The organism is Cohnella phaseoli (assembly GCF_003386235.1).
In the GTDB taxonomy this organism is placed as follows: domain Bacteria; phylum Bacillota; class Bacilli; order Paenibacillales; family Paenibacillaceae; genus Cohnella; species Cohnella phaseoli.
The window spans coordinates 366,319-392,024 of the sequence record NZ_QRDZ01000003.1 but is presented as its reverse complement, the minus strand read 5'-3'; the positions used below and the strand labels follow the sequence as shown (position 1 = coordinate 392,024).

Here is a 25,706-nt window from a genome sequence, read left to right as displayed (position 1 = left end):
AAAGATGCCCCCGAGCGGGTTTGCAGACACGCCCTAAATAAGGTTCGCTTCCGCAAGCCGGCTCAGCTGCTGCTCCGGCGGAACGCCTTTCCTGTGCAAAATCGTTCGCAGCCATTGCAGGCCTTGACGGATGTCTTCCGGATCAGGCTGCTTATTCTGCTGTGCCAGCCTGCCGCGAAGATCGAGGAGCTGTTGGTATGGCTCCAAGACGCCTTGCCGAGCTTCCGGATCGTCTGGATGGCGATTCGGCTCCGAGACGGCGATAGCCACCAGCTTGGCGATCGGATGATCGCCGCGAATCGGGTTTCCGGCTTGAACGGAGATATTGCCTGCCAGCCTACTGCGATCCTCCGCGACGTCGTAGGCATACGCATCGATCGCGTCGTGACTTTTCAATAGCTGCTTCAGAACCGTTTTCGGACCTAACTCGATCGCCAGTTCGATTCCCCAGTAGTGCAGAACGTTCATCGATTTGCGCCACTGCACGGGCTGCGTCATTTGCCGGGTCAGCTCCTCGACCAGACTTTGCTTGCTTGCGTCAAGCGCGTGCCCCGTGACGTTCGATAGCACTTTGTATTGCAAAGGTTTGAACGCGACCTGCTCAAGCCGACACTTCAGCTCCTCGGCGGCGGACTGCATCAGCGGGTGGTGAAAAGGAGCTCCGACTTGCAAATTGGTTGCCTTCGCACCGAGCTTACGGAAATGAGACTCCACTCGTTCCATCGCCGGAAACGTTCCGGAGACGACAATTTGGTCAGGCCCGTTGTAACAAGCGACGCAGATTTCCTCACGGCTTGACGCAAAGTAGGCCAATTGTTCCTCTGTCGATAAATAATCGATTCCGCCGACGGCGAGCATCGTGCCCGTTCCCAACTCTGCCGCCGCCTTCATCGTTTGCCCTCTAAAATGCACAAGCTTTAATGCCTCGGCGAAGGAAATCGCCCCCGCGCCGCAAAGAGCCGAATATTCGCCGAGGCTGTGTCCCGCCGCGGCAAAGGGACGAATGCCGATCTCCTCCATATACACGCGATACATCGCCATCGAGGCGGTCAGAAGCGCCGGCTGGGCCACATCGGTGCTCGTCAGTTCTGCGATCGGACCGTGGAAGCAGGCGTCCGTTACCTTCCAGCCCAACACGTCGTCGGCTTCTTCGAAGGTTCGTTTGGCGATCGGGTAACGGTCGTAAAACCATTTTCCCATGCCCGTCATTTGCGAGCCTTGTCCCGGGAACAGCAAGGCCACCTTTTTCATGGGCTCACCCCGCTTGCTAACGATGCAGCTCCCCGCCCTCTGGCGACGAACTGAAGATGAACGGCTAACAACACGAGCAGCACGGACAAACTCGTCCAAAAGACTGCGGAAGAGGATACGGCCGTCGACAAGTCCCCCATTTGAAACCAAACCATCACCGTTCCGCTGCTGAATACGTGCGTGATCAAGGAAGCCCACAAGGAATCGGAAGCCCAGTAGACAAGCCCGTATACGAGCGCCCCTAAGGCGGCAAAGCCTCCTAAAATCGGATCCATCAGGATGACTCCAAATAGAACGGCCTGAACAAGAACCGCGACATAGACCGGGGATACGGCGCGAACTTCATTCAGAATCAGCCCTCTGAACAGCACTTCTTCAAACAAGGAACCGACCAGCACCGTCCCCAATAAAGTCAGCGCAATCGAGCTCCCCCCGCCGACGAACTCGACCAGATTGTAAATTTGCGGCCAATCCTCCCGAATGACCGGGAGGTTGGCAACGCTGTAGATGACGGTTCCTAGCGCGATTCCGATCAACGGAGCGATGAGCAGCGCCTTGGTCGAAATCGCCTTTACTCGGCAAAAGATCGGCAGCGACCGCTTGCGAGCTTTCATCAGCAGCGCATAAATCGCGAGCGTACAGATGTTGTTGACGATAAAGGACAACTGAAGAGACAGTTGCGACAATACGCTTTGGCTGACGAGCTGAACGGCGACATAGATCGCCAAATACAGCACGATGAAGCCGATAGCCCGAACGATTTTCACGCCGCCCCCTCCTTGCCAATCGCATTGGCCTGCAATCCCCGATGCTTGTTGAAGATGACGATAAGCAAAGCAATGATCGCGATTCCTGTAATCGCCAGGAAGAGGTACTGCATATTCGGGTCGGCGACATGCGTCTCCGATCTTCTGAATACATATTGGCTGCCTTGACAGGCATATTGCGCAAGAATCGGCGCCCAGATCGAACGATAACGAACATACAGAAGGGCGAACACGACCGCACCCAGAAATCCGTACACCGTTAACGGAATATCAAAGCTGAAAAATAATCCACCGTACAGGATTCCTTGAATAATGATGGCGGCCGTCAGCGGCGACAGCCTGCGCAGCTCCTTAAAAATCATGCCGCGGAACAGCATTTCTTTGTAAATATTGCCGTACAGCAGGAAGGCCAGGAACACCAGCACGCTCGAGCCGTCGTTGAGGTAGGCCAGAATCTCCTCGAACTGCGGGAAATGGACCTTTATCCAGCTCAGACTAAAGAGCAGATCGGTAAACCAGCCCATCAGCAGACCGATCGAGACAATCGTGACGACTTGCGGCATGCCGAGCTTGGTAAATCCGGCCTCCTTGAAAATATGAACCTTGCGAACCTTCAGCATGATGAAAAAGAGTAGCGGCATTTGAATGATGTCGTTAAAGACGATAAAGGCGATCGGATTGTCCTCAAACCAGCCGGACGTGGGATACACAAACCGCGAGTAAACTTGAATTAGGCCATAGAATAAAACAAAATAAACGGCGATGATCCACACGATGTTGAACAAGCTTTTAGAAGTCGTTTTTTTCATTGTTCGGTTTCGCCTCCATTTGAGTTGCGGGAAGTTTCTCTTGCTACAGCCGCGTTCGCATCCGCGGCAAAGGCCTCGATGATTTGATGCATAATCTGAACGAAGGATTGCAGCAGCCGCTTCATTCTGTCCGAGTTTAAGCGCTGCGCGTTGAATTGCAGCACGAGCTGGATTTCGCGCTGAGCGGACAAGCTCGCGCCAATGCAAATGTCGTAGTCGCTCTCCCCTGCGAGAGAATGCGGCCCATCTAGCGAAAATACGGGCAATAACGTTCCTTTTTCTCTCGTTTTTACAACTCTTGCGCGCCATTCGGACAGCGGAATGCCTGATGCCGAATCCGTGCGGAGGCTTTCATGGATGCTCGCAATCAATTGTCCAAAATGGTTCACCTGAGCGAAGCTTTGCCGCAGCTCGCCGACGAATCCCGGTTGGCGAACGACTTGTATCGTAATCTCTTGTTGCTTGGAACGCTCGTGAAGCAAGTAGCCATATATCGCCAGCCAGATGTCGCGAATCTCCACGCCTAGCCGCGCGGCGATAGAAGTCAGTTGATCGATCGCCTTCTTGTCCGGAGTATAGCGATATTCTCTTGCCGCTTGCTGCGAGGCAGAGGAGCCAAAATCGACTAGCGGCCACGAGATCAACGCGATTTTCTCCGCTGCAACCAGCTTCTTGCGCGATCGAATATGTTCGGCCAGCTTGAATACCGTCGAGTAGGTGAACAAGTCGGTTACTTTGACCAGATCGGGATACACGGCGTCGATTTCCGCCTGCGCCCGGACAAGCAGCAAGGAATTGCCTCCGATGTCGAAAAAGTTGTCGTGAACGCCGAACGTTTCCGTTCCCGACAGCTCCTGCCAGATAGCGGCCAGCCGCCGCTCGATTTCGTTGTTCGGCAGCATCGAAGCATCGCCTCGTCCTTCTCCTGCCCCTTGCGGCTCGGGAAGCGCTTTGCGGTCCAGCTTCCCGTTAAAGCTGAGCGGCATCTGATCCAATTGCACGATGTAGCCGGGCACCATATATTCCGGCACTTTGCGCTGCAGCCATGCTTTCACTTCGACGCCCGACAGAGGCTGACTTGCCACCATGTAGCCGCAAAGATAATCCTCATGCTGCTTATTGCGCTTCACGACAACTACGCATTCGCGAATGTGCTCGTGCTTCAGAAGCACCTGCTCGATCTCGCCCAATTCGATGCGGAAGCCGCGAATTTTGACCTGATTGTCTCGCCTTCCCAAGTATTGAATGTTCCCGTCCGGCAGCCAGCGCGCCAAATCTCCCGTACGATATAGCTTCCGGCCGGCGAGGAATGGATGGTCCACGAACGCTTGGGCCGTCAATTCCGGTCGGTTCGCGTAGCCTCGGGCCAAGCCGTCTCCGGCAATGCACAGCTCCCCGGGAACGCCGATCGGCTGCAGCTGGAAGCGGTCGTTCAAGATCAGCAAGGACGTATTGTAGATCGGCTTCCCGATCGGAACGCTGCTCGGCGGCTCGGTCCAGCCGCACTCGTAATGGGAGACGTCGACCGTCGCTTCCGTCGGGCCGTACAGGTTGATCAATCGCGTTCCGAAGCGCTCGTTCAGCGCTTGGAATTGTTCGACCTGCGGCGCTTGCAGCGCTTCGCCGCTGGCGAATACGTAGGCGAGGCGATTGAGATTGGCCGTCATCCCCATGCGATGAAAATGCTCCAAAAACAGCTTCAGCATCGGAGGCACGAAATGCATATGGCTTACTTCGTATTTTTCAATCGCCTTGACGATTAGCGCCGGATCTTTTTCTCCCCCGCTTTCCAGCAGCGCCACCCGGCTTCCGGGAATCATCCACCAGAACAGCTCCCATACGGAGACGTCGAAAGTAAACGGCGTTTTCTGCAAAATGACGCTGTCCGGCAGCAGCGGATACTGCTCCTGCATCCAGAGCAGGCGATTCACGACCGAGCGGTGCTCGATCATCGTTCCTTTCGGCCGCCCGGTCGAGCCCGACGTATAGATGACGTACGCCAGATGACGGCTCGTATGCGCGCGGGGCAGATTGCTGCGATCGTCCGCGTACGACGATTCGCTGTCCACATCGATTCCCGTTACGGACTGAAGCTCGCTTATGCTCTCTTGCAGCGGAAGCCAATATTTCGCTCTGCCGACTACGATGCCGGCCCCGCTATCCTGAAGCAGGTACTGAATGCGCTCCGCCGGAAAATCGGGCGAGACGGGCAAGTAAGCCCCTCCGGCCTTCCAGATTGCCAAGATGGCGACCAACATTTCCGGCGAACGCTCGATCAGCAGCGGAACGAAGCTATCCGGCTTCACGCCGTGCTCGCGCAGCGTGCGGGCGAGACGGTTCGCGCGCTCGTTCAGCTCTCTATAGCCGAGGCTCAGGTCCAGCCACTGTACCGCAACCTGCTCCGCTCTATTCGCCGCCTGCGTCTCAAAGAAATCGAGCAGCGTGCGATCTTCCGGATAAGCTCTGCGCGTCGCGTTAAAGTCGCCAAGAATCATCTGCTGCTCCTCTTCGCTCATCCACGCCGTCTCGTCTATTGGCGCATCCGGGCTCTCGCAGGCGCTCTGCACGATACGGATATAATGCCGCAGCATTCGTTCGGCCGTTTCCGGCGTGAAGAGCGATGTCGCATACTCCAGATTTAAGGTCAACGCCGTTCCATGTTCCACGACCTCCAGCGTCAAATCGAATTTGGCGGTCGGATTGTCCAGCGCATAGGGCGCGAATGCGACCTCGTCCAGCTCCAGCTCCGGCAAGCCCATGTTCTGTACGATAAACATCGCATCGAACAGCGGGTTGCGAGACAGGTCCCGCTCCAGCTTTAACTGATCAATCAACCGTTCAAACGGATAGTCCTGATGCTGGAACGCCTCAAGCGTCAGCTCCTTCGTTGCGGCCAAAAGCTCGCTGTAGCTTCCGTCCGCCAAGATTTTCGTTTTCAGAGCCAGAGTATTGACGAACATTCCGATCAGCGGCTGAAGCTCGCTATGGGTTCGGCCCGATACCGGCGTGCCTACAACAATCTCGTCTTGGCCGGAATATTTGTGCAGCAGCACATTAAATGCGGCCAGCAGCGCCATGTACGGGGTCGCTCCATGCCGTGCGGCCAAATCGCGAACCGCCTGGGAATCCCGCTCGCTCAGTTGCGCGACGATCCGGTCTCCTTCCGTCGTCTTTCTGGACGGCCGCACAAAATCCGTCGGAAGCTGCAGCGTGGGAACTCCGTCGGCGAATTGCCCAAGCCAGAACCGCTCTTGCCGTGCGGCCTGTTCCCCGCTTAACCAGCGATTTTGCCATTCCGTGTAGTCCTTGACCTGGATGCGAAGCGGCGGCAATTCCTTCCCTTCGTACAGCGCGATGAACTCGTTCGCCAAATGTACGGTAGACAAGCCGTCGGCAATCAGATGGTGCATATCGAACAGCAGCACATGATCGTCCGCCGACTTGCGAATGAGCACGACGCGAAGCAAAGGGGCCTGCGTCAGCTCGAACGGCCGCAGGAAGGAACGAATGCGCGCGCTCTCGTCCTCTGCATCTGCCAATTCGAGCGAGAAATCCACCTGCGGATGGATGCGCTGCATCGGTTCGCCTTCCGTCCATACGAAGCTCGTCCGCAAAGATTCATGGCGTGCAATAAGCCGTTGGAAGACGGCCTCCACCTTTGCCGTATCGAGCGCTCCGGTCATTCGAATCGCTTGCGACAGATGGTAAGCGGTGTTCGCCTCCTCCATCTGATGCAAAACGTACAATCGCTTCTGCGCCGAGGACAGCGGGTAAGCTTCCTTCGGCTCCGCCGGGGGGATGGATTCGAACCGTTCCCGCTCCGACGAGACGATGCGTTGCGCCAATTGTTTGATCGTCGGCGATTGGAACACTTCTTTTAAGGCGATCGATACGTGGAACGCCTCATGGATTTTCGTCACGAGATGGGCCGCCCGCAAGGAATGTCCTCCCAGGCTGAAGAAGTTGTCCTCCACGCCAATCCGCGGAACGCCCAGTAGCTCCTGCCAGATCGCGGCAAGCCTGCTCTCGATCTCATTGCTTGGCTCTGCGTAGGCCGCCTCGTCTCGGATGCCGGTTTCGGGCAGCGGCAGCGCCTTGCGATTCAGCTTTCCGTTCGCGCTGAGCGGAAATTGATCCAGGCGAACGTAGAAGCCGGGAATCATATAATCCGGCAGCGTCTCGCTTAACCGTGCGCGCCATTCCGCCAATCCGATCTCATGGTCGGAAATATAGTAGCCGCACAAGTAAGCTTCCGACCGCGCGTCCCGATGGGCGACGACGATCGCCTCCCGTACCCCGGGAGCGGAGCCCATCTGATGAGCGACCTCCTCGCACTCGATGCGATAGCCGCGAATTTTCACTTGATGATCCAAGCGGCCCAAATATTCGATATGACCGTCCTCGCGCCATCTGACGAGATCCCCGGTGCGATACAGCTTCTGCTTGTCGGCAAAGGGATGGTCGACAAACTTCTGCGCGGTCAATTCCGGCTGGTTGAGATACCCTCTGGCCAGACCGTCCCCCGCGATGCACAGCTCTCCGGCCGCCCCGATCGGTTGAAGCTGCAAATGATCGTTCACGACGAGCAGCTGAATATTGTCGATGGGCTTGCCGATCGGCACGAGCTGGCCCATCGGTTCGGCAAAACAGTCGAAGCAGGATACGTCAACCGTCGCCTCGGTCGGACCGTACAAATTCACAAGCCGGACTCCGAATCGGTCGTACAGCAGCGACTGGAACAGCCGAACCTGATGCGGATGCAGCGCTTCGCCGCTTGCAAAAACCTGCCGGAGGCCGGCCAGCTTCGCGACGTCTTCGGGATGCTGTTCCAGATGCAGTAAAAAGATTTGCAGCATGGAAGGTACAAAGTGCAGCGTCGTCACCCGGTGGCGCCCGATCGCTTCCGCAATTTGCTTCGGGTCCTTCTCCCCGTCCGCCGCCAGTAAATGCAAGGTCGTCCCTTTCGTAGCGCCCCAAAACAGCTCCCATACGGACACATCGAACGTGTACGGCGTTTTCTGCAAAATGACGTCTTCGGCATCGATCGGGTAGCTTCTATGCATCCAGTTCAAACGGTTAATGACGGAGCGATGCTCGATGAGCACCCCCTTCGGCTGTCCCGTCGATCCCGACGTGTAAATGACGTAGGCCAAATCCCGCGCTTCGTTCACCGGAGTGAGCGGCCGGTCGTCCGCATCGTAATTAGCCGCGTCGTCCAGATCGATAATCGGCAGCTCCGCATGAATCGAGGCCAGAGAAGCTATCCATTGATTTTGCGTCACAATCCTCTGTGCCTGACTATTTTCGAGAATGTACCGTTTCCGCTCCGGCGGATAATGCGGGTCCAGCGGCAAATACGCGCCGCCGGCCTTCAGAATCGCCCAAATACCGACGATCATCTCCAAGGATCGTTCCGCCGCAATCGGGATAATTTCCTCCCGCCGTACGCCAAGCCTTCTTAACGTTCTGGCAAGCCTGTTGGCCAAACGATCCACTTCAAGGAAGGTCCATTTCCGTTCGCCGTGCGTAAGCGCAATCCGATCGGGCGTGAGCTGGGCCTGCCGCTCGAATTGCTCGACCAGCGTTTGCTCGCTCGGATAGGGCCGGAACGTCGAATTGAATTCGCACAAAATTTGCTCCCGCTCCCGCTCGGTAAGCACGTCCAGTTGAGCCAAGGATACATCCGGGTCGTTCGCCAGCCGCTCCGCCACGATCTGAAAGTGCCGGACGAACCGTTCCATCGTCTTCCCGGCGTACAAATCCGTATTGAATTCCAGGTCGCAGCGAAGCGCTCCGTCCTCCACCAAGTAAATATCCAGTTTGAAATCGAGCTTGGCCTGCCCCAATTCAAGCTCGTAGCGCGAGCATCGCCACTCCCCGAATTGCCAAGCATCGGGGGATTCCATCTGACTGTGCACGACCAGCATCGTATCGAACAAAGGATTCCGGGAAGCGTCGACGGAAGCGCCCGCATCCGCGATCATCTGATCGTAAGGGAAATCCGGATGCTCGTAAGCCTCCATCAGCGTACGATGAAGCTGCTGCATCCAGCTTCCGCACGTCTGCGCCTCCGGCAGACGACAGCGGATCGGCAGGAAATTGTTAAACATGCCGACCATGTCCTGAACTTCGGGATGGCTGCGTCCTGCGACGAGGGAGCCGACGATGAAGTCGTCCTGACCGCTGAGCTTGTACAGCAACGCGCTGTACGCGGCGAACAATACGGTATGAACCGTGACGTTCTCCCGCTGCGCGACTGCACGGATCCGCTCTCCCGTTTCCGCATTCACAGTAAAGCGAAGCGTCTCGCCGCGATACGTCTTATGCTCCCGGCGCGGGTAGTCCAGCGGCATGTTCAGTACGGGAAGCTCGCCGTCCAGTTGCTCCCGCCAATACTGCTGCTGCCGCCGGAACGAGGCGGAATGCCGCTCCTCTTCCAACCACTGCACGTAGTCCCTGTATTGCAGGCGCGGCCGAGACGCCGGATAACCCCCCATCATTCGGAACATCTCGTTAAAGAGGAGCTGAACCGAGACGCCGTCCGCTATGATGTGATGCATGTCGATGAGCAAATACTGTTCTTCGGCGGAAATCCGCAGCAGATAGATTCGCACCAGCGGAGCCGCCTCTAAATCAAACGGTCGAATCCAGCTTCGCAGCCGTTCCTCCGCCTGCTCCCGCTCCGCCGTTTCGGCATGAACGCGTATGCGGGCGTTCGGGTGAACGATTTGCCGCATCTCTCCCTGCCGCCAGACGAACGAGGTACGCAGCGGTTCATGGATTGCGGCCAACTGCTCCCAAGCGGCTTCCACCTGACGCGGATCAAGATAGCCGTCCACCTTCAGAACGATCGGCATATTGTAATTGGTGCCCATCGCCTCCAATTGCTCCTGGATCATCAGCCGTTGCTGCGCGGGGGAGACAGGATACTCGCCCGACGCATTTTCTCGCGAGACCAGGGGAGTAAACGCTTTCACTTCCCCCTGTTTGATTAGCGCGGCCAAATTTTGTATCGTAGGCATTCGCATAAACTGCTGAAAGGGAACCTTCACATGAAACTGCTCGTAGATCCGGGCCAACAGGATGGTCGCCTTAAGCGAATGCCCTCCCAAATCGAAGAAATGGTCGTCTCTTCCGATCGGCTGACGCTGCAGCAGGTTTTCCCACAGCGCGGCAAGCGCGCGCTCCAATTCGTCCGTTGGCGGTACATAGGCTTTATGGCTTCCACGGGACAGATCCGGAGCGGGCAGCAGCTTCTTGTTGATCTTCCCGTTCGACGTTAACGGCATCGCCTCCAGTGCGATCAAATCGGCGGGAACCATGAACAGGGGCAGCGCTTCGGATAAGTAAGCTCTGATCTCCTCCCCGTTTACGGCTTCATTCGCGACATAGTAGGCGCATAGAGACGGACTTCCTTCCGCAGCGCGCGCAATCACGCACGCTTCTTGAAGGTGCGGATGAGCCAGCAGACAAGCTTCAATCTCGCCTAACTCGATGCGGAAGCCGCGAATTTTAACCTGTTGATCGATTCGGTCCAGAAATTCAATATGGCCTCCGGGCAGCCAGCGCACCAAATCCCCCGTCCGGTACACCCGTTCGTTCGCCTCGTAAGGATGCGGGATAAACTTCTCGGCGGTGACGTCTGGAAGGTTAAGATACCCTCGAGCCAGCCCGTCCCCGGAAATCCACAGTTCTCCCGGCACGCCGATCGGCTGCGGACGTCCGTAGCGGTTCATAACATACAGTCCCGTTCCGTTAATCGGCTTACCGATCGGAACGCCGCTCGCCTGCTCCTCCCACTGCTCGATCTCGTAATATGTCGCAAATACGGTCGTTTCCGTCGGCCCGTACACATGAATGAGCTTTCCGGGTCCAAGCGCCTGGAACGCCTTGCGAACATGGGAGATCGAAGCCCGTTCCCCGCCGAACAATATTTTGCGCACATGCGCGAGCGCGTCGATGTATTCCTCAACGATGACGTTAAACAGCGCCGTCGTTACGAAAAATACGGTTACCTTTTCCGCCGTCAGCAGTTCGCTTAACCGATTCGTATCGCCGACCGTATCCGCATCGGCCAGTACGAGCTTCGCCCCGTTCAACAATGCGCCGAAAATATCAAATGTCGATCCGTCGAAAGCGTAGTTGGACAGCTGCAGCAGCGTATCTTGCTCCGTGATGGCGATATAGTTCGTGTCCTTCACGACCCGAACGATGTTGGCGTGCGTCGTGCACGTCCCTTTCGGGTTCCCGGTCGAGCCCGACGTGTACATGATATAAGCCAGATCTCCAGCCTCGTTACGAGACGGAAGATTCTCGCGGCTGAAGCTATCGTACGAGCCGTCGTCCAGCAGCATAACACGGCCCAAGCGCGAGCAGCGCTCCTGCCATTTGCCCATCGTCAGCATGCAGATTGCCCGGCTGTCGCTCATCATGTACTCCGCGCGCTCCGCCGGGAACGTCGGATCAATCGGCAGATACGCTCCTCCGGCCTTCAAAATCGCCAGAATGGCGACGATCATTTCCACCGAGCGATCGGCCATCAATCCCGCGACAAAGCCGGAACCTGCCCCGCTGGCCAGTAACGCATGCGCCAGTTGGTTCGCTCGTTCGTTGATGTCCCGATAGGAATGAGAGCTTCCGTTAAACGTCACGGCCATTCGCTCCGGGTACTTCTCGGCTTGCCGCTCGAACAGCTGCGGAATCGTCTGCTCCTTCGGATATGGGGCAAACGCCAAGTTCCAGCCGCTCGTGAGCCATTGCTTCTCTTCCGCAGTCAGCAGTTCGATGTCCTTCAGCTGCTTGCCCGGATGCTTAACGATGTCCTGCAGGATACGAATATAGTGCTCCGCCACTCGCTCTATCGTGGATACTCGGAACAGTTCCGTCGCGTAACGGAAAGTAAAAGCCAGATCATCGCCGTCAGCCAACGCCTCCAACGTCAGATCGAACGGAACCGCGGCCGGCTCGACGAAGTCGGCTTCGAAGCTCAGTCCTCCGGCCGCTCCGGATACGTTCAGCCGCTCCTGCAACACAAATACGTATTCGAATAGCGGATTCCGGCTCGGGTCGCGCTGCATCCCCAATTGCTCCACCACGAATTCGAACGGATAATCCTGTTGAGCGAACGCTCCCAGCGCCGCCTCTTTCGTCTCGGCTAAGTAATCGAGATAGGTTTTATCCCCTTCCGGATAGCTTCGCAACGCGGACATGTTGACGAACATTCCGACCATTTGCTCCAGCCCGTTATGGCTTCTTCCCGCGATTGGGGATCCGACGAGGACATCCTCCTGCCCGCAGTACTTCGCCAGCAAAATCGAGTAAGCAGACAGCAGCACCATATACAGCGTTGCGTTTGATCGCTGCGCAAGCTCTTGGATCGCCTTGACGTCCTCCTTGTCCAGGCCGATCTTCACGCTTGACCCGGCATAGCTCTTGACGGCAGGTCTTCGCCGGTCCGTCAGCAGCTCCGTTACCGGAAGCTCGCCTTGCAGAGCGTTCATCCAATATTGCCGTCCGGCCTCCAGCGTTTCGGTTTTCATCCCGCCCTGCTGCCAGCATGCGAAATCGCTGTACCTCAGCGCAAGGTCGGGCAGCGGCTGATCTTGAATAAGCTTAATGAACTCCGCCATTAATACGTTCATCGCCAAACCGTCGGCCACGCTATGATGAATATGGACGGCCACCGCCCGCCGATCTTCCGCCCAGGACCACACCTGTACCCTCATCAGCGGAGGCGCCGACAAATCAAAAGCTTGTATAGCGGCTTGCAACTGAGCCTCCGACGGCTCCGCGGCGACATCCCGCCAATCCACGGCAATATCCACGCGGTCGCGAACGATCTGCACGATCCCTTCTTCCCGCGTATGGAACGAGGTGCGCAGCGCTTCATGTCTTGCGACGAGTTCGCCGAAGGCGCGGGCGATTGCGTCTCTGTCCAATGTACCGGCAATTTTCATGACGCCTGCAATGACATAAGCGGTGTGAACGCCTTCGTTCTGCTCCGCCATTACCATCCGCTGCTGCGCAAACGTCGCCGGATACGCTTCTCTCCGCTCCCTAAGCGGCTCTATCCGCTGGATGCGAATTTTCTCCGCCCGATCGATATACTCGGCCATCGCTTCAATCGTCGCAAGCTCAAACAGTCTCTGGATAGGGACCTCTACCTCGAATTCATGCTCGATCCGAGCAAGAACGTGCGAAGCGCCCAAGGACTGTCCGCCGATTTCAAAGAAAGCGTCGTCCGTGCCGATCCGCTCTCTCTCCAGAACTTCCTGCCAAATGGCCAGCAGCTTGGCTTCGGTAGCGTTCTGCGGCGATTTATGCGCTTTGTGTTGGAGGTTCGCCTGCAAGAGCTCCGTCATCGTTTGCGCAAGCTCGGCGAATTCGCCCGCCCTGAACTGCTCCGCCAGCTTGTACCTTTGCGTTTTGCCGCTTGTCGTTTTAGGAATGGCTCTGACAGGGAGCACGTTTCTCACGTCGATGCCCATGCGTGCGTTTAAGGCGCGTTGAATTCTTGCCGCCTGATCCGCGAACTTCTCCGGCTCCCCGCGATGAGATACGAAGTAAACCACTTCCTCGCTCCCCAGCCGCTCATTATAGACGCCGCAGGCCGCGGTTCGGCCCGGAGCAATGCCTTCCAAAGCTTCAATCGTTCCTTCTATGTCGTGGGGGTACACATTTTGCCCGTTTACAAAAATAATGTCCTTATGTCTGCCTGTGACACAAAGCCTGCCCCCGCGCATAAAGCCGATATCTCCCGTAATAAACCACCCTTCTTGTGTGAATGACGCCGCATTGACTTGCGGCATTCGGTAATATCCCGACGTTACGTTTTTTCCGCGAATATGGATATGTCCAACCGTTCCTTCCGGAAGCTCAGCATGATCGTCTCCGCTAATTCTCACCTCGCAATCCGCTACAGGGAATCCTACATCTACAAATGTGACCCGATCCTCTTCGTCGTCCGGATTCATCGCCAGCGGTTCGCCGATTCGCAGCGCTCGCCTGGAAAGATGAATCGCAACAACCTCTTCCTCTACCGGCGGGAACGTGACGGCCAGACTTGCTTCCGCCAATCCGTAAACCGGGAACATCGCGTTTCGTCGCAATCCGTACGGAGCCAAGCGATCCACAAAATCCTCGCAAATATGCGCCGATATCGGTTCCGCTCCGTTATAGATGAGTCTGACGCAGCTAAGATCCCACTCGCCAGCCGCCTTCTCCTTGAAATGTCTGAGAAAATGCTGGTACCCGAAGTTGGGGGACGACAGCATGGAAATTCGCTTCCGATGCACCAGTTCCATCCACTGCATCGGCTGCATCATGAACAAGGTCGAAGGCATAATCCACTGGTTCATCGATGCATACACCGGCGCGAGATGAAATCCGATCAAGCCCATGTCATGGGTGAGCGGCAGCCAGCTGATCGACGAATCGGATTCCGTAGCTCCGCACCCGCCGACGATCGCACGAATATTTGTCAGCAAATTTTCGTGTGTGAGCACAACGCCCTTAGGCTGTCCTGTAGACCCCGAAGAAAACTGGATAAAGGCGCAATCCCCGGGAGAAATGTCGGGGATAATCCCCGGCTTGCCCTGGATCAGCTCGTCGTAGATGACGATGCGCTCGCGGTCCGTTAACGGATATTTCCCCTGCCGATCCGCAAACTGTCGAAGATGCTCATGCTGCTCCGAGTCGGTAATAAGACTGGGATTATCAAGCATCCGCCATACTTCGAAAAATTTAACGGTCTGTTCTTTCGTCGTCGCATACTGGATCGGAACCGGAACGATTCCGCCCAACAAGCATGACCAGAAGGCAAGAAGAAAGGCCTCGTTCTCTTGGAGCAGCAAGACGACGCGATCTCCCTTGCGCAGCCCTTTCTTTTGCAGATCGCCGAGATAAGCCATCGATCGTTCGTACAGTTGATCGTAAGATACGTGATGCTCTTGTTTCTTGTGAACAAACGTGATTCCTTTATGCTTCGTTCGATTTACGGAGAGCAATTCGACTAGCGTATCTCCTTTATGCATCGCCCAGCTTACCTCCTAGTCATCTAATCTCGCGTTCAGGCGCTATTCCCCTCTTTTAGTTAATTTGTGTAACGTCTGTGCATTTGCACAAAATTGTAAAGATAGATTACTTAAAGATTACTTAAATTTTCCATTGGCCAGCAAGTGCCAAGATTCTTTATCCAGGGATACTTTTCACTAATATCCAAATTTTTTCGAGAGAGTGCGGCAGAAAAAAGGGGAGTTTGTCAGGAATTCGGGAATGTCAAAGAAACCCGCAAAGCTCCTGTGGGCTCAACGGGTTACGTTCGCCGGAACTGGCGGGTTTGCGGATTTCGGGTCAGGTTATCGGCCTTGCCGGAGGAGAATGGCGGAGACAATTACTCGAGCCACTCGCAATCTATTTCTTGAATGCGGTAATGAATGTCGCATCCTGTCGGATTATGCAGCGCGGTCGAGAGCATATATTTCTCACGAAGACGGCAGGTGTTATACTCCCATTCCCCTTGCGTCGCTCGACCAGGCCGAACAGGAACGGCAAACGACAAAGGCGGTAGAGAAAAGCCCATTCCCTTGGCCTTCATATACGCTTCCTTCCTCGTCCAAATCATATAGAATGCCGCTAGTTTTTCCTCCTCGCCCTGCTGTGCGTTTACGTACTCGATCTCCGTTTCGTTAAAAACGCGAGGCATAATAGTCAAATGGTCCCGGGCGATATGCTCAACGTCCACGCCGATGTCGCCTAATGTCGTCATCGCGCAAACGATTAATTTATCCGTGTGAGACAGATTGAAAAAGACTTGCTCGCTTGTTGTTCCCATGTCTTGCTCCGAAAGGTAGAGCTTGCCGTACTGATTTTTGCGAAATCGGATCGATCGCGGGTCGGCCCCGATTCGCTGCGCCAGCTGCGTCTTTAACAAGATGCGACCAATGGCGAACTCCACTTTCTTGAAGTCGACCTGATAGCGGCGATAGACCTGCAGTTCCTCTTCATCCAACAAGGCAAGCCCCCGATCGAGCCTGCTGAGCTCGAATCCGTCTTTGACTGAAACGACATACAGCCGGATTTCGTTCAAATCTCCGTCCCCTTATGAGCTATGCAAGCTGAACCAAATGCCCAACTTCAATAGCGTATATTTTCTTTATTTTTTATTGAAAATAGAATATCATCGCTGTAACGAATTGGAAAGTTAGGGGGATACGATGAATAAATTAAAGGTTGCGGTTACGAGCCTTCTTCTGGTTGTTTCTGCCGTCCTCATTGTCTATCTATTGGCAAATCGCGAGGAAAAGCCGAGACATACGGCCACGAATGAGACATCTTTATCCGACGCTTCGGTCGACAAGATGCGACAAACCTCCAACGATTTCACTTTAAACAGCTTGTCGGAGGCGACCGCTGCGGTTGACGTTCATTTTGCCGAAAAGCCGACCGTGCTGCTGTTCTTTACTTCTTGGTGTCCGTACTGCAATGAGGATGCGCCGAAAATTGTCCAATTGGAAAAGAAGTACAAGGACAAGATTAATGTGTACGGCATCAATGTTGCCGCTCGCGACAACCTGGAGGATGTGCGAGATTATGTGCAGCGGCATCATATTGAATATCCCGTTCTTTTGGACGAAGCCGGCGATATCTACAACAAATTCGGAGGCGTCGGTTTTCCTTCGCTCTATTTCTTTAACGAACGCGGGGAAGTAGCCGATGCGATTGTGGGCTCCGCCGATATCGAGCTGATCGAAGTGGCGTTCAAAAATATTAAAGGATCATAAAAGAAGTGGCTTCGACCGGCAGCGGCAGGCCAAGCTGCTGCTCATACAGGTCGGCGTAATGGCGGAGATGGGCTTGGAGCGCAAGTCGATCCTTCTGCTCCCGATAGGCGTGCAGCAGCAGTAAGTTCGCTTCCTCGTCCAGCTCGGCCAGCGCCAAAACCCGTCTGAGCACGATAACAGCCTGCTCGTATCTTCGATGCTCGGCCAACTCGCGGGCGAGACGCTTGGCGAAGCTCATATACAGCTGTTCCAGCCTGTACTGCTCCGCGGCGCACCATTGGTAGGCGTTATCCTCAAACAGAGCCCCTGTATATTGCTGCTCCAAAGCAATGCCTTCGTCCAGTTCGGCCCTGGAATCCGCTCCCCTGTTCCATTGATTGACCTGTTCCTCAAAATGCACAAAATCTACGGCTACCTCTCTCATTTCCAGACGGTACTGCTCATTGGCGGATTGCACAATCGCCTTCATCCCCAGCGGCGTGAGCGCCTTGCGAAGCTGATAAACCGCCGTATTCATATAAATTTCGGCATTCTTGATCGGCATTTCCAAGAAAATATCTTCGATAATTCGACCTTTAGCGACAAATTGTCCCCGACAGAGAAGGAGATAAGCGAACAGCTCGGCGCTCTTGCGCGAAATCCAACGCACGCGTCCGCCTTGCACCCCGGATATCTCCAACCCGCCCAAAGCGCGAACCTGTAAGCGCGGTTCGGCTTGCTTGTCTGCAGCGTTTTGCGCTCTTCGCTCGAATGCCCGGGCAATAGTCTGCTCCAGGCGGCTGCGCGAGATCGGTTTGACGATGTAGTCGAGCGGATAAGTCTCAAACGATTCCAACGCATATTCCTTATGGGAGGTGACAAAGACGATGTCCAGTCCGCCCGCAAGCGCGCGCAGCTGCGCGGCTGCCTGCAAGCCGTTCTCTCTCCCGATCTTAATATCGATAAAGGCGACATCGACGGCCTCCTTGCGGGCATACTCCACCGCTTCTGCCGGCTCCAAAAAGCATTCGACTCGTTCAATCCCCTCTACTCGAGCCAGCATCTGCTTCATAATCGTGTGCATCGCTCGTTCATCGTCCAGGATCAGCACCTTCATTGCTTCGACCCCCCTCCTTCGGCAGATGGATATAAAACGTGCTGCCCTTCCCGGGCGCGCTTTCGACGCGCAGACGCCCGCCGCTCAGTTGTAGAAACCGGCGGCTGACCATCAGCCCCAGACCGGCTCCCTTCTCTCCTTCGGTGCCCGGAAGAGTATCCAAGCTGGCATCGTCGAACAGAAGGCGCAGCTGCGTATCGTCCATCCCGATCCCGTCGTCGCGCACGGCCAGCAGCCATTCGCGCTTTTCCTCCTGTGCGCGGATAAGCACTGTACCGCCTCTGCGCGAAAACTTGATCGCATTCGAGAGCAGATTGCGCACGATCAGCAGAATCGCTTCCCTGTCCGCATGAATTCGGAAATCGTCGGGTACTTCGTTAACCAGACGAACCTGCTTGACTTCGCTGCGCAGCGTCAAGGATCGACAAGCTTCGCGCACGATCTGCGACAGGTCGAATCCGTCGGCGCGAAGAGAGAAACCTTCCTTCTGCACGCGGAACCATTCCAGCAAATTTTCGGCCATCGTATACGTATTGCGAATTTGCTCGCTTAATGTATCCACCAGTTCCCGCTGGTCCGACTGCAGCGAGTACCGGGATTCCTCCAACAGCTCGATCAAGCTGACCTGAAGAGCCAGCGGATCGCGAATGTCGTGCGAGACGACGGTGAACAGCTGATCCTTAAGCTGATTAAGCGAGGCGATCTGTTCAAGATGCCGCTGCTTCTCCGTAATGTCGAAGAGGACGCTGACTGTGCCGTGCTTGCGTCCTCTCTGAGAGAGCAGCGGGTATACGTCCAGAATAAAGACGCGATCGGGAAGACGGCCGCCGCCGCGAATCTCCATTCTCTCCGTCCGCATCTGTAAGCAAGCTTCCTTCCACTCCGGCCAACCGCTCAGCACATCGTTGATGTACAGTCCGATAAGCGAGCCGTCCTCCGAATCGAGAAGCAAGGGCTGAACGTAACCGTTATGATCGACGATGCGCCCGTTGTGATCGGCAATCAGAAAGCCTTCCCGCTGAGTGTCGATGATCTGCTGCCTCGCCATAGGAACGATCGAAAAGAGTCGATTTCGAACGACCAACCACAGCATAATCATGCCGAGGAAGCCGGTATATACCGAAATCGGCAGCAGCCAAACCTGCAAGTCGGGAACGGTGAGCTTGGCCAGCTCAAACAGAACGGGAATACAGCATAAGACGAGCACCCACATGCCTGCTTTGCGCACCTCGGGCCGAGCGCTGCGAATATATCGAACGACGAATACGAGGCCTGTCGCGATAATCGTAAAACAAAGCAGATTAACGCTCAGCGCAAGCGGTGTTCTGACCGTCTCCAAATGTCCGTTAACGAGCTGCTTGCTGGCATAGATAAGCCCTGTTCGAAAATCTGTCGCGACGACGATCGCCCATCCCACAAACGGACCGAAAATGATCAGATGAGAGGAAAACCTACGCCACTTATCCCTGTTGTACAAGTCCAGCACAAACAGAATAAATAATGGCACGCTCAGTACGAGCGCAATCTGCTGAATGCTGCGAAACCATTCTTTGCCCGGCAGAGCGTCCGCCTGCAACTCCATAATGACTCCACCTGCATAAATCAATCGGCAGGCCATTAGCCAAACGAAATAACGAACTGCGCGCTCGCGCCGATAAATGACAGCGTATATCAACGAAACTCCCATCAGAATAGCGGCCACGACCATGCCTGTGTAGAATAATGCTGCGTTCATCCGGCTATGTACCCTTTCTGCATGCGATTTCGTCTATTCTCGTAAGGAAGCTACACTTCAACAATTCCTTGTATTTCGTACGGATAGTCAATTTGTTTCTTGACCGTCTCGACGGCCTCTTTATTCACAAAAAGCTCGACAAGATACAAAGCCAGGTCGATTGATGTCGAAACGCCTCCGGCCGTAATCAAATTGCCGTCTTTCACAATTCTAGCATTCATTACTTCTTGACAATAGGGTTCCAGCAGCTCATATGCACTGGGATGCGTCGTTGCTTTTTTCCCCGTCAGAAATCCCGCTGCTCCGATTAACAACGATCCGGTACAGACAGATACGATGTAGCGCACATCGGCGGCTTGACGAAGCCATCCGATGAAATTTTCGTCAAACCTCAGCTTCCTCGTCCCCATTCCGCCGGGAACAAAAATAAGATCATAGGCCGAGAGTTCCGGTCTGATCTTGTTCACTTTTATCGTTAATCCCAATTCATCGGTAATTTCCTCGGATAGTCCGCAGAAGTCCCATGTCGTCCCTTTTGTCTGTTCGAACAAATTCAAACGGTAGATCACATCGTAAAAACCGATCAAATCCAGAAAAGTAATCCCGTTAAACACGACAAACCCGATCTTCATCGCAATGCCCTCCGTTTCGTTTGCCCTTTTCAGACATAGGGAGAAATCTCGGCAATCATGCCGTCTCGCATGGCAATTGTCTGGTTGTACCCGCTCATCTCTTCCACAATATGATTCGATACAAGCACGATCGCTTGGCGCGATACGACGAAGAGAAGCTCCAGCAAGCGGTCGCGTTGTCGAACGTCGAGATTGTTGAACGGCTCGTCGAGAAACAAAAACTTCGGCGAGCCAATCATACTTTGCGCGATCATCGCCAGACGCTGCTGGCCTACGGATAGCTCTCCCATTTTTCTGTCCAGCAACGGGGCAATTTCCATAAAACCGCCCAGCTCCGCCACCGTGTTATCGGCCTCCTCGCTCCCAAGAAACTTTATTCCGGCAATGTAAGCCAAGTATTCCCGCACTGTAAATCGCTCGTAAATGGCAATCTCCTGCGGCACATACCCGCTTTCCTTTCTTGCCTGGAAGGGCGACAGAGGAACTCCGTCAAGCTCATATCCAATACTGCCCGAGTTAATAGGAACGACATGCGCAAGCAATTTAATTAACCTGCTTTTGCCCGATCCGTTAGGACCAATCAAGCCGATCAAGCCCGGGTACAGCTCCAAGCTGAGCGGGCCGAGCGCCTGTCCCGAGTCGCCGAATACCGTCGCCGATCGAATTCTAATTCTCATAACGCAGCCATCCTCTTCGGCCGCTCATCCTCCGGACCCGATGGATCAACAACAGGGAAAGCAGCAGAATGAAAACTAAGCCGACCATTTGGCTTTGCTGCCGCTGAGGGCTCGTTACTTCGCTAAACCAAAACAAAATTCCTAAATGCTTGTTAAGCAAAAGCTGGACGATCCAACAAACGACCGATCCGTACAGCCCCGCAAACACACCGAAATAAAAGAGCAGCAAGGCGGCGACCAAGCTGAAAATCCCCAATGGGATCAACCAACTGATCATATGCGCCCCCATGCGATGCTGCAAATCAGGCAGAAGCACGGTAAGAACGCTGCCCAAAACGAGGTAATAGGCGACGATCAACGTTAATCTGCTAAAGATCAATAATAATGGATTCGCGGGCATAGAAAGCTCCAACTCGAACATCGGCGTTCCGTAGGAGCGAAAGCCCAAACAAACCGTTAATGCGGCAAGCAGCGGAGCGGTAAACAGGAAAGGCCGTATGGCCACTTCATCCGCAATGATGAACTCGGCCACAAAGGCCAAAGCGGATAGCGCCAAGGACAGCAGCACATATTTCCAATTAAACAATCGTAGATGCGACCGAATAAGCGGAATAAGCAGTTGAACCGCCCGTTCCTTCCGATGCGGCGGAGCGGCTTGCGACTCTTCCCATTGACGAGTCAGCATGGCGGCGAATTGAGCCGTATCCTTGAGCGAAGGTTCCTCCACGGTATACCGACCCAAATACTCCTTTAATTTCGCCTCTTCCTCAGCCAAATCCTGCTTATTACTTTGCCGATTTCCATTTTCGCCCATCATATTTCCCTCCCTCCTTTACGAGCTGCAGCCCGTCTTTCCGTCTCTCCCTTAATTCCTCCAGCGCTTAAAAGTCCGTTTAACACACGGATTGCTTCATATAATCTGCTCTTGACGGTGCTCAATGGAATATCCAGAACATCGGAAATTTCATCCAGCCGCAGCTCCTGGTAGAAACGAAGAATAATGACTTCCTTGCGGATGGCAGACAGCTGATTCAGCGCCTGCACAACAAGCGCCCGTTCTTCCTGTTTCTCGTAAATTTGCGACACGTTATCCGAAGCGGCGGCGGCATTCCGTTCCAGATCCGGGACCGCTTTCGCCCAGACGTGCGATCGGCGCCAATGGTCTCGGCACAGATTCGTCGCTATTTTGTACAGCCATGGCCGAAAGGATTGCGGATAGCGCCCCTCCCGCGCAGAAAGCATGACACGCACGAAGCATTCCTGCGTTAAATCCTCAGCCAGCACTCGCGATTGCATCATGCGATGAATATATTTATGAATAGCCGCATGATAACGATAGGTGAGAGTTTCCAAAGCAGAGGCGTTTCCGTCGGCGAATTGCCGCATTAATTGTTCGTCGGTCATTCGCTTCTCCCTTCCGGTAGAATCATCCTTAACTATCTATTAACAAAAAATGTGCGTCGTCCAAATACGAATATACAGAGTATAAAAGCAAGGAGGCTGCCGAGCAGCAAGGCATTGCGATTCCAGATTAGTTCCGCCCCCTCCTGCAGGCTTCCCGAAAACAAGTAAAGCCTGTCCGTAATCCCCCCGTTCGTTAAGGATTCCATCACCCAATAAAATAAGGAAACCGAAATTCCCGCGATATAGGTTCTTCCAATCAAGCTGCCAAGCAGCGCAAGGTGACCTAGCCATAACGCCGGCGGCAGCACATGATAGGAAAAAGTCCGCAGCGGAATGGGAAGAACTAACAGGTGAATGGCGGCAATTCCCATTAAATAAAGTATAAATATCGTTGCTGTGCCCAACAACCACCTTGTACCGAAGAAAAGCGGACTTCGAAACGGAAGCGACATAAACCAACCGCTCGTTTCCTTATCCAGCTCCGCCACAAAAAGCTGGCACATGATCAAACTGGCGATAAACGGCAATGTATATTCATATAGGATTTGAATATGAATCAACTCGATTTTCTCAACGAAGTGCCATGGCTGAAGCACGGCGACTGCCGCGACCTGCAGTACCGTCACCCCCAAAGCGGCCCACACGAAAGACGACCAAACGAGCTTCAAGCTTAGCCCCAGCCTGTTCATGACGCCTCCCCTAAATCGTTATCCCGCAGCTCTTGAACGTGTTTATCGCCAGCATTCGCCGCTAGCAGCTTCTTGTTGTCCAGTTTAATCAGATAAGCGGAAAGTTCTCTTATGAACTGCTTCCGTTTGCCCGGATCGGCCCGTTCCCCCTTCGCTCCCGAGGAATCAAACCAAAACTCGGTTATTTGCGCAACCACCTCTTCATCGTCGTACAGCCCTTGGAAGAAGTAGGACGGCACTTGTATAATCCCGCTGCCTGTTTTAGCTATTTCCCGTTGATTGAAACGAATTCTGTCCATTGCGATCAGCGTATCGGCTTCACGAACTTGGACTTCCGGATTCAATTGAAGCATCAGCCGTTTTCCTTCATGAAATAATGCGACCCATCGCGAAACGTAGTCGTCATTGAACAATTCGTTAACGATGGCTTTCGTTGTCATTCCGCCGGTTTCCGCCGCTACTTCTTTTAACGATCCGCCCCATAAATTGAAACCGGACTCGGCTTCATTGGACGCTTCGAATTGAATCGTCTGTACGCCGGCATTTGTCGTTTTTTCGAGTGTGCGGTAGTTGCTGTACAGCCGGATCGTATCGGGATAACGAACGGTGACTCGGCTTGGCGCAGCGCCTTCTGTGAACAGAGGCTGCGGGAGCCAGGCTAATTCCATAGGGAGGTTCACGTTCCAGCGATCGGCCATATGAACGGCTGTCATCGTCCCCTCCTCCGTCACTTTATGGTCGGCTATTTTTCCTTGATAGTGCAAAACCAAGGTGACCGGACGTATGTCTCCCGTCTCGATCTGAATCTGATTCCCGTCCCTGCTGAAGCGAACCGACTCCGAATTGAGACGCGCTTCGGTCATCTCGAATCTTTCATTCAGCGTAAAAGCAAGAGGGAGTGTCGCCGCTTCTTCATTCGTGAACTGAATTGTTGCTTTTACAGCGAGCCCGCCGTCTTTGTATGGCCTCATATCCAGGTCATAGCTCAATCCGGATAGTCTGGCTGGCTTGACGGACTCCAAATTCGAGATTTCCCTAATCGCCACTTGATTCATCTGAACGGTTTTCTGCGATACATGACCCGCAAGCAATCCGGCTGCCAAGCAGGCGGCAAGAATAAGACCTGTCGCCTGCATTCGGACTCCCGGCTCTCTTCTGGCTTTGGCTTTGATGTAAATAAACAAAATAAATAAAGCAAAAGCCAAAAAGAGATAAAACCCCCGATGCGTCCAAAAAGACATTTCGCGCGAAAATCCAAACTGGTCGTCAAAATATCCCATCGACTTGAAGTCGAATAATAAAAAGTTGGGAAGAAGTCGGGTGGGCATCGGAAGACGGGGCGTGAGCAATAAGAGTCCGCCATAAATATGAAGAAAAAACAGCAGAAACCCTGCCGCATAGCCTATTTTGCTCTTAAACAACCCGCCCAATAGCCAGCCCAGAATCATCGCATACAGCATCGGAATAAACGTGGACAATAAAAACCAGGCCGGATACAAGCTTGCCCCCGGATACATCGTCTCTCGCAACCAAAGGTAAATGAAAACCGGAACACATGTGAAAATGAAAAAGGGAAGCAAAAAAACGGTCAGTTGCGCCGACCATCGCCGTATCGAACGATAGGGGAGGCTCCCGATCAATTGCGCTTCCCCGGCAGCTTGGCGGCTTCTTGCTCCATATACCCCTGACAAAATGGCCAATATCGTAATCGCGCCCAAGTACATAAATTCAAATTGATGAAGATAATAGCCGGCATGCTCCGTCCATTCGTTTGCCCTATGAACAAGCCAAGCATGAACAACACCGACCAGCATCAGAATCCGAAAGTGAGCCCCACGCAGGAGAAGCTTCCATTCCGTTGCAAAATGCGCTCGCCATTCACTCATCGGATTCACCTCTCGTTAAATGCAAATAAGCATCCTCCAGGCTGGGAGATGCGGGAACCGCATCCGGCAAAGGACAAGTGCTGGAGATCATCCTCAGCTCGTAGCCTTCAATTGTTTTCCGCCGACGGATAACGGACTCCCCTGTCAGCCTGTGCAGATCTCGTTCATGAACATACGTTGTCCACACACGACCTTGCACCTTAGCCAGAAGATCGGCCATCGTTCCGTGATACCTCATACTTCCTTGATCCAAAATGGCCAACGAACGGCAGCTTGCTTCAATATCCGCTACGATATGAGTGGATAACACAATAATTCGTTCCTGTCCCAACTCCTCCAGCAGCTCGCGAAACCGGATCCTCTCCTCCGGATCAAGTCCGGCCGTCGGCTCGTCTACAATTAATACGCGGGGTTCGCCGATTAGCGCCTGAGCAATGCCAATCCGCTGCCTCATGCCGCCGGAGTATGTTTTAAGCTTGCGCTTGGCGTGATGCTGAAGGTTCACCTTTTCCAAAAGGGTAGCTACTGCTGCGCGACGTTCCTTCGCCGATTTCATTCCTTTAATGGCCGCGACATAATGAAGAAATTCTTCCCCGGTTAATTTATCGTAAAACCTTGACGCTTGAGGCAAATAGCCCAGGCACTGCCGAATACAGTGATCATCCTTGCCCAACACGTAAGGACCGACTTGTACTTTGCCGCCGGTCGGCGGAATAAGAGTCGCCAGAATTTGCATTAGCGTGCTTTTGCCCGCCCCATTCGGACCGAGCAACCCGAACATTCCCGAGCCGATTGATAGATCGATTTCGCGTAACGCTTGTTTGTTTCCATTGTAAGTTTTGCTTAAAGCTTGAATCTGAATGTTCATGTCTTCACCGCCTAAAAGCTTGATTTACGGAGTATGACGGCCATGTCCGCAAAAAGTTTGGTCGAAAAATAAAAAAAAGACTTATGCGCCGTATCTCGGTTCCACGAGCAA

At 54.2% G+C, this 25,706-nt stretch carries 15 protein-coding genes; 1 reads left to right on the top strand and 14 read right to left on the bottom strand.

Annotated elements, in window-relative coordinates:
• Positions 1 to 33: 33 nt before the first annotated feature.
• From fabD to DFP98_RS06020, 5 genes are all read right to left on the bottom strand, one after another.
• On the bottom strand, positions 34 to 1,251 hold the full coding sequence (gene fabD / locus DFP98_RS06040) for an ACP S-malonyltransferase (protein ID WP_116059646.1): 1,218 nt from the start codon (positions 1,249 to 1,251) through the stop codon (positions 34 to 36).
• A complete protein-coding gene (locus DFP98_RS06035) occupies positions 1,248 to 2,018 on the bottom strand; it encodes a CPBP family intramembrane glutamic endopeptidase (protein ID WP_116059645.1) in 771 nt (256 codons plus the stop codon). Before DFP98_RS06035 ends, fabD begins: the two co-directional genes overlap by 4 nt.
• A complete protein-coding gene (locus DFP98_RS06030) occupies positions 2,015 to 2,827 on the bottom strand; it encodes a CPBP family intramembrane glutamic endopeptidase (protein WP_181917505.1) in 813 nt (270 codons plus the stop codon). Before DFP98_RS06030 ends, DFP98_RS06035 begins: the two co-directional genes overlap by 4 nt.
• Positions 2,824 to 14,859 (bottom strand): non-ribosomal peptide synthetase, encoded by a 12,036-nt coding sequence (locus DFP98_RS06025; RefSeq protein WP_116059643.1) that lies wholly within the window; start codon positions 14,857 to 14,859, stop codon positions 2,824 to 2,826. The genes DFP98_RS06030 and DFP98_RS06025 overlap by 4 nt, the downstream gene beginning before the upstream one ends.
• Before the next feature lie 359 nt (positions 14,860 to 15,218).
• The gene (locus DFP98_RS06020) at positions 15,219 to 15,914 is read right to left on the bottom strand and encodes a 4'-phosphopantetheinyl transferase family protein (protein WP_116059642.1); all 696 of its coding nucleotides are present in this window, start codon (positions 15,912 to 15,914) and stop codon (positions 15,219 to 15,221) included.
• A gap of 127 nt (positions 15,915 to 16,041) precedes the next feature.
• On the opposite strand from DFP98_RS06020, the gene DFP98_RS06015 reads away from it, so the two are divergent.
• On the top strand, positions 16,042 to 16,608 hold the full coding sequence (locus DFP98_RS06015) for a TlpA family protein disulfide reductase (RefSeq protein ID WP_116059641.1): 567 nt from the start codon (positions 16,042 to 16,044) through the stop codon (positions 16,606 to 16,608).
• Here the strand turns inward: DFP98_RS06015 and DFP98_RS06010 are convergent.
• Genes DFP98_RS06010 through DFP98_RS05970 form a run of 9 tightly spaced genes read right to left on the bottom strand, consistent with a single transcriptional unit; the run spans position 16,595 to position 25,595 of the window.
• The gene (locus DFP98_RS06010; protein WP_116059640.1) at positions 16,595 to 17,704 is read right to left on the bottom strand and encodes a response regulator; all 1,110 of its coding nucleotides are present in this window, start codon (positions 17,702 to 17,704) and stop codon (positions 16,595 to 16,597) included. The genes DFP98_RS06015 and DFP98_RS06010 overlap by 14 nt on opposite strands.
• Positions 17,679 to 19,439, bottom strand: a complete 1,761-nt coding sequence (locus tag DFP98_RS06005) for a sensor histidine kinase (protein ID WP_116059639.1) — start codon at positions 19,437 to 19,439, stop codon at positions 17,679 to 17,681. Before DFP98_RS06005 ends, DFP98_RS06010 begins: the two co-directional genes overlap by 26 nt.
• Positions 19,440 to 19,489: 50 nt before the next feature.
• The gene (locus DFP98_RS06000) at positions 19,490 to 20,071 is read right to left on the bottom strand and encodes a DJ-1/PfpI family protein (protein WP_116059638.1); all 582 of its coding nucleotides are present in this window, start codon (positions 20,069 to 20,071) and stop codon (positions 19,490 to 19,492) included.
• A 29-nt stretch (positions 20,072 to 20,100) separates the two neighbouring features.
• Positions 20,101 to 20,748 carry an ATP-binding cassette domain-containing protein gene (locus DFP98_RS05995; protein ID WP_116059637.1) on the bottom strand — a complete coding sequence of 216 codons (648 nt, stop codon included), beginning with the start codon at positions 20,746 to 20,748 and terminating at the stop codon, positions 20,101 to 20,103.
• A complete protein-coding gene (locus DFP98_RS05990; protein WP_116059636.1) occupies positions 20,738 to 21,565 on the bottom strand; it encodes a hypothetical protein in 828 nt (275 codons plus the stop codon). Before DFP98_RS05990 ends, DFP98_RS05995 begins: the two co-directional genes overlap by 11 nt.
• On the bottom strand, positions 21,562 to 22,152 hold the full coding sequence (locus DFP98_RS05985; protein ID WP_116059635.1) for an RNA polymerase sigma factor: 591 nt from the start codon (positions 22,150 to 22,152) through the stop codon (positions 21,562 to 21,564). The genes DFP98_RS05990 and DFP98_RS05985 overlap by 4 nt, the downstream gene beginning before the upstream one ends.
• Positions 22,153 to 22,184: 32 nt before the next feature.
• Positions 22,185 to 22,841 carry a hypothetical protein gene (locus tag DFP98_RS05980; RefSeq protein WP_116059634.1) on the bottom strand — a complete coding sequence of 219 codons (657 nt, stop codon included), beginning with the start codon at positions 22,839 to 22,841 and terminating at the stop codon, positions 22,185 to 22,187.
• On the bottom strand, positions 22,838 to 24,727 hold the full coding sequence (locus tag DFP98_RS05975) for a hypothetical protein (protein ID WP_116059633.1): 1,890 nt from the start codon (positions 24,725 to 24,727) through the stop codon (positions 22,838 to 22,840). Before DFP98_RS05975 ends, DFP98_RS05980 begins: the two co-directional genes overlap by 4 nt.
• Positions 24,720 to 25,595, bottom strand: coding sequence for an ABC transporter ATP-binding protein (locus DFP98_RS05970; RefSeq protein WP_116059632.1), 876 nt, complete (start codon positions 25,593 to 25,595; stop codon positions 24,720 to 24,722). Before DFP98_RS05970 ends, DFP98_RS05975 begins: the two co-directional genes overlap by 8 nt.
• Positions 25,596 to 25,706 lie beyond the last annotated feature (111 nt).